The organism is Microcoleus sp. POL10_C6 (genome assembly GCF_036701585.1).
In the GTDB taxonomy this organism is placed as follows: Bacteria; Cyanobacteriota; Cyanobacteriia; order Cyanobacteriales; family Microcoleaceae; genus Microcoleus.
In genome coordinates this window covers 92,908-103,187 of record NZ_JAUBRB010000023.1, presented here as the reverse complement: position 1 = coordinate 103,187, position 10,280 = coordinate 92,908, and the positions used below count along the sequence as shown (strand labels likewise).

Sequence of the window (10,280 nt, the reverse complement as noted above, 5' to 3'; positions counted from 1 at the left end):
TTATATTTAACTCTGCTTGAATATATCGTGAGCTCCTGTTCTTAGTTTGCGATCGATTATTCAGCAAACCCTAATTAACCCCAGAGCGCTCGGCCACGTCTTGCAGCGTCCAGCCCTTTTCTTCTGCCAACTCTCGAATCTTTAGTCGAACTCGCCCCATTGGTGCGCCCTCAATCTTCCAAAATCTCGACCAAATCTTCCATTGTCACGTCGAAGGCGCGGGCAATTTTGTAGACAGCAGAAAGATCGGCTGTATTCAAAGCATCGCGCTGAACGTAGCTTCTGACAGTGTTGTAATTAACTCCGGATTGATCGGCAACTTGCTTTAGTGTCCAACCCTTTTGCTCAGCTAGTTCTCGAATCCGCAGTCTAACGTATCCCATGTTTTAACTTGACATTGATGCGTATGCAACATATGATATCTATGTACACTGAAAACGATCGCCCTCCTAGCCTCGAAAACTTAAGGGCGATCGCTTTTTCTACCACACCCCACGAACGTGGGGAAGGATTACCCTATGATACCAACATCCAAGCCCAAATTAAACACTCATCCCTGGTGTATCGTGCGGCAATTACCAAATATGCAGCGATTGGTGGTTGCTCGGTTCCACCGCCGGGGCGATGCAGAGGGATATCTCCAGATTTTACGGCGGTTGTTGCCGCAGGCTAAACAGGCGATCGTTTTTGATACGACAGGGGCTGAGAAATTGCCAGAAGTTCGATTGACTCAATTAGAACGAATCTTGTAATTAATCAGGAGCGACCGAGTTTTACAACAAGTGCGATCGCTCCTTCATTCTCAAGGCGAATAATTGGGGAATCGAGGGATTTTAGATTTTAGATTTTAAATTTTAGATTTTCCATTGAAGCATTAACTAAATTACTTTCTATCAAGTATTAAAGTAGGGAGTTATAGGATCTAGTCCTATAAAACAAAGCATTTGCGCCGTCAATCTACAGATTTAATCAGAGATTTTTGGCGCAAATACTTTGTCGAGGTGATACTTTTGCCAGAGATTAAATACTCTGGTTCAGACATCTAAATTAGCAAATTAGATGAGTTTGACAGCCCGCAGACCAAACATCAGCACTGTTGCCAAGCCAATCATGCCGCCAAAAATCCCAAAATAAGTTATTGCTCCGCTAAGAGTCATGGCAATTTCTCCAAAACAATCAATAAAAAGACATTTGACACTCCCCACCTATTAAGGCTGGGGATTCTTGGTTCACTGATACACCTTAAAACTCTCTATCCTTTCGGCACTACTTAAACCAAAAACCCGGTCAATAGAACTAAGTTTCGAGTCTAATTTAGAGGAGTCCCAGCGGGCTTATCTCCGCAAGCTTTAGAGGATTGCTCCCCTTGTTTCCGTATGCCCTACGGTACAACTTGAATATCAAGTATTTGATTTTGCCCTTTAACGGGTGCTCATTGGCTACCCTAGCTCTGTTTATCGTGGTGATCGCCATCCACTACGCATTACTACTTCCTATCCTGTCAAGTGGGGACACCCCAGATTTATATTGTCTTGTGATAGCGGTTTTTCAGCCTGTGCTATCTCTAGTATGCCATACTAGAGCGACACTATATCGACATTAATCCGTCGAAGTGACGGGGTTTTCAACCCAATTTTCTGATAATCTAAAATCTAATATCTAAATTAGATAAATATGCAATCGATAATTAAAGTTGACTTGGGGCCACAATCTTACAATGTTTGCGTGCGATCGGGCGGCTTAGACGAACTCGGCAGTATGATGGGCGATCTAAGTTTGGGCAAAAAAGTGCTGCTGGTGTCGAATCAGTCGATTTTTCGGCAGTACGGCGAAAGAGCAACCGCAGCCCTCGAATCAGCAGGTTTGGAAGTCAGTAGCTGCATTTTACCACCGGGAGAGCAGTACAAAACTTTAAATTCGGTACAGAAAATTTACGGTGCGGCTTTGGAAAACCGCTTAGAACGTTCCTCGACAATGGTGGCTTTGGGCGGCGGGGTGGTTGGCGATATGACGGGTTTTGCTGCGGCGACGTGGCTGCGGGGAATTAATGTCGTACAAGTTCCGACTTCGCTGTTGGCCATGGTTGATGCTTCTATTGGTGGCAAAACGGGGGTAAATCATCCTTTAGGGAAGAATTTAATCGGGGCTTTTCACCAGCCGCGTTTGGTGTTAATTGACCCGGATGTACTCAAAACTCTGCCCGCGAGGGAGTTTCGTTCGGCGATGGCGGAAGTGATTAAGTACGGGGTGATTTGGGATGTTGAATTGTTTGAAAAGTTGGAAAAGTGCAAGCGTTTGGATCAAATGCGCTATGTGAAGGCGGATTTGTTGGCTGAAATTTTGAGTAGGTCTTGCCAAGCTAAGGCTGAGGTGGTCAGCAAAGACGAGAAGGAATCGGGTTTACGGGCGATTTTGAATTACGGGCACACCATCGGTCATGCTGTGGAAAGTTTGACCAATTACAAGGCGATCAATCACGGGGAAGGAGTGGCAATCGGCATGGCTGCGTCAAGCCGGTTGGCTGTGGAGTTGGGAATGTGGGATGCTGAGTGCGATCGCCGTCAGTCTGCTTTGATTGAAAAAGCGGGTTTACCTGCCAAATTGCCTGCTGGTGTGGATGTTGAGGAAATTTTGCATACTTTGCAACTCGATAAGAAGGTGCAGGATGGCAAGGTGCGGTTTGTGTTGCCGGTGCGCTTGGGTGAGGCTGCTGTGAGCGATCGGGTGGATGGAGATTTGATTATACAAGTTTTGAAGGAAATGCTTTAGATTCTCGTTTTTGGGTGTGTTTAACCGCCGCTGAACGCTGATTCACGCCGATCGCCAAAGATGTTTTTTCTTTCAATCGGCGATCGGCGGTTGAGTTTAGGACTCGCTGGATCGCGAATTAATTTCCTCCAAAATTTTATCTACTCTGTTAGCAGCTTGAGTTCTACCTTGCTTGATAAATAACTCCTTAGCTTTTTTGAGACTGGCTACCGCCTCCGCTTGGTTTTCCTTGTCTCCTAGCTGGTACAAACCGACTCCTAAATTGTTTAAAGCATCGGGATATCGATCGTTAATTTTAACGGCTTGTCTCCACTGAACAATTGCCTCTGGCAACTGGCCTTGACTTGCCATTGCCACGCCTAAATCGTTGTGAGCTTTGGCGTGCTGTGGGTTGACTTCAATTGCTTTTTGGAATAGAACGATCGCATCGCTCATTTTATCTTGCCCCGACAGCATAGTTCCCAACTTGTAATAAGCATCCGCTTCTTTGGGATAGCGAGCGATTAGTTGCCGGTACAAAGCTTCGGCATTGACAAGATTCCCTTGACCGTAAAGGTCGTTGGCAGTTCTCAAACCCATCGTGTAGCCTTTACCTACAACTTGGCACTTTTTCTCGGAGTTGCCTTCCTGCTTGCAAATCCTTAGTTCGTCTCCCTTCATCTCGTAGGAAATTACTTCCCGAACAGCAGGACCTCGGCGCAGTGGCTGCGAGTTTTGCGAGAGTTGCAGGGCGATTGGCTCAGCTTGTGCTGATTGGGCCACTGCTGCATTGCAGATTCCTGCACCCACCAAAATGCTTGGGGCGATCCACCTTAAGGGTTTGAACAAGCGAAACTCTCGATCGTTTTTCATGTCTTTTGTGGAAACGTTTGTTGATATCCTGGGTTTGACTAGCGCCCTGAGAGTCGGAGCCGATGGAACCCACCCGGTGAAATAGTTAGTTATTAACAGTCGAGATATTTTAGCACTGCGGGGCCGAGTTTGAGTTAAATTAGAGTAGAATTCCGATCGATTCTCAGTCAACCTTAGCAGGAAAATAGAAATGGGGCAGTCTATTCTTACCATGCTCTTTGCGCTCATCCTCGGCTACGCTGTTAACTCAAGCGTCAAAATAGTCAGCGGTGGCGACGAAGCTTTAGTGGAACGTTTGGGTCAATACAAGCGCACCCTCAAGCCAGGATTCCACTTTATCAGTCCCCTGGTCGAAAAAGTCGTCTGCGTGGACACAAGCCGTGAAAGAGTTTTAGACATTAAACCTCAGTCAGCAATCACGGGAGATAATGTGGCTCTCGAAGTCGATGCCGTTGTGTATTGGCGGGTTGTAAATTTACAGAAAGCTTATTATGGAATCGATCAAATTGAAAATGCGATCGCCAACTTAGTGTTAACGACGTTTCGCGCTGAAATTGGTCGATTGCCCATGCAAGACATCTTGGGTTCCCGAGATGACATGAATAAAAAGTTACTCAAGAAGTTGGACGAAGCTACCGAAACTTGGGGTGTCAAAGTAATTCGGGTGGAAATTCAAAGCATTACACCTCCGAAAAGGGTGCAAGAAGCTATGGAATTGGAGCGCGCCACCAAGAGCGAGTGGCAAGCAATGGTTAATAAGGCGATCGGGACTAAGGAGTATATGAGGCTCTTAGTTGAAGCTTTAGACTCCCATCCCAATAGCAAGCAAGTTTTGAATTACTTAGTAACAGAAAAATACTTGGATGCTCAACAAAAATTGGGCGAAAGCGACAATGCCAAAATTCTGTTTATGGACCCCAGAAGCATGAGCGAAGCTCTGGGCGAGCTGATGGGTTCTATGCCCGATGTGATTCATTCTGAGGGCGGGGAAATAAAAGTTATCGAGACTCAGACTTCTCAAGACTGATTCCTGAAGATAGCGTCGGCAACCAGACAAACATCGTGCATTTCTCTGACATCGTGAACTCGCAAGATATCTGCCAAATTTGCGATCGCACCTGTACAAGCCGCCGCTGTCCCCCAAACTCTTTGTTTCGCTTCTGGCTGATTCAAAATGTGACCGATGAAGCTTTTTCGCGATACTCCCACTAAAATGGGACAGTTTAAAACACGGAATTTTCGCAACTCTCGCAGAATTTCTAAGTTTTGACTGTAATTCTTAGCAAAACCAATACCAGGGTCGAGAATTATTTGAGATTTGTCAATCCCCGCAGCAACTGCTGCCGCAATTCGACTCTCGAAAAATTCCCCAATTTCTCCCATTAAATCCAGATAATCTGTGAGTTGTTGCATCGTCTGGGGAGTACCCCGAATGTGCATCAAAATTATTGGCACTTTTAACTGAGCAACGGTTGACAGCATTTCCGCATCAAAAGTAGCTCCCGAAATATCGTTAATTATATCCGCTCCCGCCTCAACCGCAGCTTTAGCAACCTGCGATCTGGTAGTATCGACCGAAATAGGAACTGAGCCAAAAATATCGGCTTTTTGTCGCAGTATTTGTACTACAGGTATAACGCGATCGATCTCTTCTTCTAAAGATATTTCCGCTGCACCTGGCCGAGTAGATTGACCGCCAATATCAATAATATCAACTCCAGATTTTACCATATTTTCAGCTTGCGCTAAAGCAGATTCTATGGTATAGAAATCTCCGCCGTCACTAAAACTGTCAGGGGTTACGTTCACAACGCCCATCAAATAAGTTCGTTTTCCCCACTCAAAAACTTTATTTCTAATTGTAATTTTTTTGTTATTTATCATATCACCTAATCACTCGGCGATTGAAATCGCTTCTTGTAAAACGAAATTCATCTCTAAAATACGCAAGAATAAAGCAGAAGCGCCATTCTTAATTCAACCAAAACTTAACCAGCTAAAAACAGTGTCAACTGTCAATTCTAATTCAATTTTATCAATTATTGGCAACAGATATGCACCTTTGTACAGTTCTACTTTTTGTCCTGGAAATACTGCCAAAATACTCTCTTCTTCTGGATCTAGCAACCACCCCAACTCAGTGCCGTTTCGCGAACAGTGGAGTAAGTTACTCAGCACTTTTGTTTGGCTTTGGTTTGGAGAGAGAATTTCTATCGACCAGTCGGGATTAATGTCAAAGCGGTTAGCAATTCTACCCGACGGCAAACAAGGAATTCTTTCCCATCGGAATACTGCTACATCTGGCACGATTGATGCGCCGCCAAAAGTGCAGCGCAACTCGGGAAAAGCATTGGCAATTTTCCGAGTTTTCGCTACTTGATTGATAGTCTTGCAGAGTTCACCTTGAAGTACGCTGTGTTCACCTTGAGGCATGGGCTTCTGAATGATTTGTCCCTCAAGAAATTCTGAGGCCGGTTCAGTTTCAGGAAGTTTGAGGAACTCGTCTAAGGCTGGCTTGGGTTTAACGATCGCAGTCATAGGTTAATTCTCCCGATCCGAGAAACACTGAACGGCACATCACAATTGTAGGCGATAGCTGTTTAATTCCCGCTGCCCTTGTTCCAATTACCAGTTAACACTTACCAATTAGCAATTACCTAATTACTGATAATTGACAATTCGAGCAAAACTCGCAGCTTCCAAACTAGCACCGCCTACCAGAACCCCGTCAATCTCAGGCATCGCCATAACTTCATCAATATTCTCCGGTTTAACAGAGCCGCCGTACTGAATTGGCACGCCCGGATTAGTCAATTTACTGCGAATCAAACCAATAACTCGGTTAGCTTCCTTCGTTTCGCAAGTATCGCCAGTGCCGATCGCCCAAATCGGCTCGTAAGCAATTACCAACTTATTTTGGTCAACATCAACTAGATCTTTTTCCAACTGAGAAAAAATGTGAGATTCAGTTTCCCCTGCATCTCGCTGCTGCTTGGTTTCCCCAACGCACAGAATCGGAATTAAATCGTATTTCTGAGCCGCTTTTAGCCGCAAATTCACCGTTTCGTCAGTTTCCCCAAAATATTGGCGTCGCTCGCTGTGGCCGATGATGACATAACGGACACCAAGTTCACTCAGCATTGGCCCGGAAATTTCCCCAGTAAAAGCTCCCGACTCTTGCCAGTGGACGTTCTGAGCACCGAGTCTGATCCGGCTGCCGTGCAAATTTTTCGAGAGGACAGCCAAGGAAGTGAAGGGAACGCAAAGCACGACTTCCCGTTCCTCTGGGGTTTCCGTCAGGCAGGACATGAATCCTTGAAGAAACTCTAGGGATTCAGTCCTAGTTTTGTACATTTTCCAGTTGCCAGCAATAACTATTTTCCGCACGGGTGACTCAGTAGCTCTGTGAACATCAAAATCAGGCAAATTATAGTGTAAAGCTTTAGGGTACCTTTCGAGCCCTTATTGCCCAAACTCAATGCGAGCTTGCTCAACTAAGTCAACGGTGACGACTTCGGTTTCGGCTTCGCGGGCCAACTGCTCGATGCGGACGCGGGCTTGTCCCCGGACAAAGTAGGGAATATTTTTCAGCTTCGCCTTGGCTTCTGGCGTCCATTTTAAATCATCGGAAAATTCGGAATCGGGCATGGCGTTTTGAGCGATCGACTACAAGCCTTCATGGATCTGGCTTTGATGGAAAGCCTTGATTTCTTAAATTTACCACGAGTTGCGATCGCCCCACACCTTCTCACTCTGCCTTAAATTTGTTGCCTAAAATAGCCGACGCCTCTTGTAAAAGCTGATTCTGCTCTTGTCGAATGGTTTCCAACCTTGTCAAAATATTAGCAAGTCGTTCTTGAGACTCTAAACTGTTTGATTCAACTCCCCTCAATTGTAAACCTGAATTATTTTTGTCTTCGGTATTCTTTGAAACCAATGAGTTTACAGCCACTCTACCGACATTACTTACAGATTTAGAGCCGACACTCAAAACTCTTTGCATAAATTTTACAGGGCTTTGCAGAATAAATAACCATCCTCCAGCAAACAAGCTACTTAAACCCTGAAAAAAACCCAATGTAATGAATATAAATAGCAGTATCAGTGCTAAAGATATCAGCGGATGACTCACAAACCAGAAGACTACAGGGTGAGAATCAATCCAATTTTTGACGGTAGCATTAATAGCACTTTGAAGGGCATCTGAAGCGGTCTCGCTCATATTTCCCGCCTGGTTAAGGCTATCTTCTAATGCAGCCTTAGCCTTTTCGGTAGCTTGATTTACACTCTCTACAGCTTTGCTAGTGCTTTGATTCAGAGTATTGATCGCAGAGTTAGTAGTTTGATTAATAGTTTCTTTAGCAGTTGCCGCAGAGTGAGAAACAGCATCAACAGCTTTGTTGGTACTTTCACTGATGCGACTAACTGCTTGATTGCCGACTTCCGATATAGAAATTCTCGCTTTTTCTGTTTTATCTGCTACAGTACCTAAAGCATTGTTCGTAGCTTGATTAACAGTATTAACGGCAGAATTCGTAGTTTGAGTTAGAGCTTCTTTTGCCTGAAATGCAGTTTCGGAGAGAGAGGATTTAGCTTCTGCTGTTGCTTCTGAAACAGAATTCACTGCTTTTCCGACTTGTTCCGTCCAAACTTCTTTCGTTTTTTGAAAGCTTTGAGAAAAATCTTGAGAAAAATCAGGGAGTGCTACTTCCATAGTCAGGGATCTCTATCAAGTTAATTTACTGTTTTCCAGTGATTATAGTATATAGCAATTCTTGCAGGAGTCATAATTTTTTTACCCTCCCCAACCCTCCCCGAACTCGCGGGGAGTCCGTAAGAAATTCACAAATGATGCGAGAATTGCTATAGTATTAGCTTCCATGCCCCCATGCTTTGAAAGATGGTGCCAACGCTTTGACGATGTGTTCCAGACTCAAGCCCAAAGACAGGAGTTTATACACTATCTGGGGGGATTATTGGGAGAAAGAAGAGAAACAACCTATCGGAGAACGCGCAAAAGGCTGTAAAAATTTCTTAACAAAGCTTACGCCTTTTGGCCGTCAGAGCTTCCTGGTGCGGACAAACGCTCAACTAAGGGCGAAGCTATACGCGATAATGTGACCATCAGATGTATTTCCCAAAAATAGCTCGGACGATCGCTCAAAGATGAGGTTGGAATTTGATGCACCTGAAAAAGGCTGAATTTAGTTGAGAAATATAGCATATTATTCCAGTGGTGATCGCCAGATAACTGGCGATCGTTCGTCAAAGCTCGCTCGACGTTGTAAAAACTGTTTAATGCCCCCAAAAATAATTACATATTTACAAAAATTAGCGCAAGTTACCAGACTTTATATCCCCAAAAAAAAGCGAGAACTTTTAAGTAAACTGTGGCTGTTGGTTAAACAAACCCGACGCTGCCTAGGATTTTGTTGCGGCAGCTTAGATGGTGTATAATTTATGACATATTAGCCAATTTTTTACTTTCCATCCCAAGCTCAAAATATGCTAGGCTAGAATATTTCCAAAGCTTGAGATACACGATGACATATGTATCAATCATTAGAAGAGTCAGCCATTTCGACTAACCCATCTACGGAATCGTCCTCTCTAATTCTGATTGTGGATGACGATGCCTTGATGCGTTTGCAACTTCGACTGTATTTACAGAAGGAAAAATACCGAGTGGCTGAAGCTAATGATGGGTTGACAGGGCTAGCAGCTTATGAGGAAGTACATCCAGACCTCATCCTGCTAGATGCAGTGATGCCCACTATGGATGGTTTTGCTTGTTGTCAAAAATTATCTGAAGTGCCTCAGAGCGATCGCCCACCTATTTTGATGATTACTAGCTTGGAAGACAAAGAATCTGTCGATCGAGCGTTTGCAGCAGGAGCGGCTGACTATATCACTAAGCCGATTCACTGGGCTGTTCTGGGACAGAGAGTGCGACGGTTGATTCAGCAATTCCACTTGCAACAGCAACAAACCCTACTTTACAAACAGCTAGAAGCCGCCAATCGGCAATTAAAATACCTCGCGTCAATTGACGGCTTGACTCAGATTGCCAATCGCCGTCAGTTTGACCAACAGCTAGAGGAGGAGTGGCGACGCATGACGAGGCAGCAAACTCCTTTGTCACTGATTTTGTGTGATATCGATTTATTCAAGCCTTACAACGATACTTATGGACACCAAGCAGGGGATGTATGTTTACAGCAAGTTGCCGCAGCTCTCAATCGCAGTATTAATCGAGCTGGAGATTTAGTCGCACGTTATGGAGGTGAAGAATTTGTAGTGATTTTGCCCGAAACAGAGCTTGAGGGAGCCGTCCAAATCGTTAAAAAAATTCAGGATTGCATCCAAGCTTTAGCAATAGTTCATAAGAGTTCTCCGAATCATTGCATTACGCTCAGCTTCGGTATTACCAGTGTGATTCCTACCCAAGAGAGCCGGCCAGAAACTTTAATTACTGCTGCCGATGCAGCACTTTATCAAGCCAAAGACAAAGGTCGTAATACTTTTTGCACCAAGATTCATACAGTTAATGAATTCACCCGTTAAATCATAAGGGTAAAAACTATGCCTCTCGAAATTGGGAATAATTATTTTTTAAAAGTTTAGCGAAATATCAAGTCCTGCATGAGTAAGCCTTGATT

General features: G+C 44.4%; 12 protein-coding genes and 1 pseudogene. 5 read left to right on the top strand and 8 right to left on the bottom strand.

Features of this window, described 5'->3' with window-relative positions; translation table 11 throughout:
* Nucleotides 1-170: 170 nt before the first annotated feature.
* Nucleotides 171-383, bottom strand: coding sequence for a helix-turn-helix transcriptional regulator (locus QUA34_RS15285; RefSeq protein WP_333387914.1), 213 nt, complete (start codon nt 381-383; stop codon nt 171-173).
* 135 nt (nt 384-518) lie between these two features.
* Between QUA34_RS15285 and QUA34_RS15280 the strand changes: the two genes are divergently transcribed.
* Nucleotides 519-752, top strand: a complete 234-nt coding sequence (locus tag QUA34_RS15280; protein ID WP_333387911.1) for a hypothetical protein — start codon at nt 519-521, stop codon at nt 750-752.
* A gap of 303 nt (nt 753-1,055) precedes the next feature.
* On the opposite strand, the gene petL is transcribed toward QUA34_RS15280, so the two are convergent.
* Nucleotides 1,056-1,157: a cytochrome b6-f complex subunit PetL gene (gene petL, locus QUA34_RS15275; protein ID WP_006633742.1), complete on the bottom strand. Its 102-nt coding sequence runs from the start codon at nt 1,155-1,157 to the stop codon at nt 1,056-1,058.
* 517 nt (nt 1,158-1,674) lie between these two features.
* Between petL and aroB the strand changes: the two genes are divergently transcribed.
* Nucleotides 1,675-2,769 carry a 3-dehydroquinate synthase gene (aroB, locus tag QUA34_RS15270; RefSeq protein WP_333387908.1) on the top strand — a complete coding sequence of 365 codons (1,095 nt, stop codon included), beginning with the start codon at nt 1,675-1,677 and terminating at the stop codon, nt 2,767-2,769.
* A gap of 96 nt (nt 2,770-2,865) precedes the next feature.
* Here the strand turns inward: aroB and QUA34_RS15265 are convergent, their stop codons facing one another.
* Nucleotides 2,866-3,621, bottom strand: coding sequence for a tetratricopeptide repeat protein (locus QUA34_RS15265; RefSeq protein WP_333387905.1), 756 nt, complete (start codon nt 3,619-3,621; stop codon nt 2,866-2,868).
* A gap of 190 nt (nt 3,622-3,811) precedes the next feature.
* Here QUA34_RS15265 and QUA34_RS15260 point away from each other — a divergent pair, with 190 nt between their 5' ends.
* On the top strand, nt 3,812-4,648 hold the full coding sequence (locus tag QUA34_RS15260) for a stomatin-like protein (protein WP_333387902.1): 837 nt from the start codon (nt 3,812-3,814) through the stop codon (nt 4,646-4,648).
* Here QUA34_RS15260 and folP read toward each other — a convergent pair.
* The 5 genes from folP to QUA34_RS15235 form a co-directional block, all read right to left on the bottom strand.
* Nucleotides 4,639-5,505, bottom strand: a complete 867-nt coding sequence (folP, locus tag QUA34_RS15255) for a dihydropteroate synthase (RefSeq protein WP_333387899.1) — start codon at nt 5,503-5,505, stop codon at nt 4,639-4,641. The two genes, QUA34_RS15260 and folP, sit on opposite strands and share 10 nt — an antisense overlap.
* Before the next feature lie 93 nt (nt 5,506-5,598).
* Nucleotides 5,599-6,159: a Uma2 family endonuclease gene (locus tag QUA34_RS15250; RefSeq protein ID WP_333387897.1), complete on the bottom strand. Its 561-nt coding sequence runs from the start codon at nt 6,157-6,159 to the stop codon at nt 5,599-5,601.
* A gap of 123 nt (nt 6,160-6,282) precedes the next feature.
* The gene (gene tpiA / locus QUA34_RS15245; protein ID WP_333075901.1) at nt 6,283-7,008 is read right to left on the bottom strand and encodes a triose-phosphate isomerase; all 726 of its coding nucleotides are present in this window, start codon (nt 7,006-7,008) and stop codon (nt 6,283-6,285) included.
* Nucleotides 7,009-7,083: 75 nt separating this feature from the next.
* On the bottom strand, nt 7,084-7,269 hold the full coding sequence (locus QUA34_RS15240; protein WP_006633749.1) for a PCP reductase family protein: 186 nt from the start codon (nt 7,267-7,269) through the stop codon (nt 7,084-7,086).
* Nucleotides 7,270-7,369: 100 nt separating this feature from the next.
* On the bottom strand, nt 7,370-8,335 hold the full coding sequence (locus tag QUA34_RS15235) for a hypothetical protein (protein WP_333387895.1): 966 nt from the start codon (nt 8,333-8,335) through the stop codon (nt 7,370-7,372).
* Between the two features lie 166 nt (nt 8,336-8,501).
* On the opposite strand from QUA34_RS15235, the pseudogene QUA34_RS30220 reads away from it, so the two are divergent.
* Together QUA34_RS30220 and QUA34_RS15230 are read left to right on the top strand one after the other, a co-directional pair.
* A pseudogene (locus tag QUA34_RS30220) lies at nt 8,502-8,656 on the top strand (IS701 family transposase); the annotation flags it as partial.
* A 515-nt stretch (nt 8,657-9,171) separates the two neighbouring features.
* The gene (locus tag QUA34_RS15230; protein WP_333387891.1) at nt 9,172-10,185 is read left to right on the top strand and encodes a PleD family two-component system response regulator; all 1,014 of its coding nucleotides are present in this window, start codon (nt 9,172-9,174) and stop codon (nt 10,183-10,185) included.
* Nucleotides 10,186-10,280: the final 95 nt, after the last annotated feature.